This window comes from Paraburkholderia sediminicola (genome assembly GCF_046027355.1).
Classification (GTDB): Bacteria; Pseudomonadota; Gammaproteobacteria; order Burkholderiales; family Burkholderiaceae; genus Paraburkholderia; species Paraburkholderia sediminicola_B.
In genome coordinates this window covers 1-724 of the sequence record NZ_JAQQEK010000130.1, presented here as the reverse complement: position 1 = coordinate 724, position 724 = coordinate 1, and the positions used below count along the sequence as shown (strand labels likewise).

Here is a 724-nt window from a genome sequence, read left to right as displayed (position 1 = left end):
CGGGGCGCATATCCTGTCGGGCGCGGTGATGGATCCGCGCGCCATTACCGAGCTGATTCCGGACTGGAAGGAAAAAGGCGCGCCGCTGACGGTGGATGTGACCGAAGATAAATTCCTGTTCCTGACGGAAACCGGTTCGAAGAGCGTGCCGACCTGGGCGCTGCCGGATAACTTCAAGAATCACGGCAATTATGTGATCAGTCTTGCGAATGTCACGCGCTGGCTCGGTCAGCAGGCTGAGGCGCTGGGCGTCGAGATTTTCCCGGGTTTTCCGGCCGCTGAGATTCTCTACAACGATGACGGTTCGGTTAAAGGCGTCGCCACCGGCAACCTGGGCATCGGCAAGGACGGCGAGCCGACCGAGAACTTCCAGCTCGGCATGGAGCTGCACGCGAAGTACACGCTGTTCTGCGAAGGCGCGCGTGGGCACCTCGGCCGCCAGCTGAACGACAAATTCAAGCTGCGCGAAGGCGCCGATCCGCAGGTCTACGGTATCGGTATCAAGGAACTGTGGGAAATCGATCCGTCGAAGCACAAGCCGGGTCTGGTGATGCACACGGCCGGCTGGCCGCTGGAAAACGACACCTACGGCGGCTCGTTCCTCTATCACATGGATAACAACCAGGTGGTGGTGGGTTTCGTGGTAGGTCTGGGCTACACGAACCCGTATCTGTCGCCGTTCGAGGAATTCCAGCGCTACAAGACGCATCCGGCGATTCGCGCG

Annotated in this window: 1 protein-coding gene; it reads left to right on the top strand. The window is 60.4% G+C overall.

All coding sequences use genetic code 11. The annotated features are described in order from the left end of the window. Positions 1-724: NAD(P)/FAD-dependent oxidoreductase (locus PQR42_RS45590; protein ID WP_408496117.1), on the top strand; the 724-nt coding region annotated here is incomplete at both ends.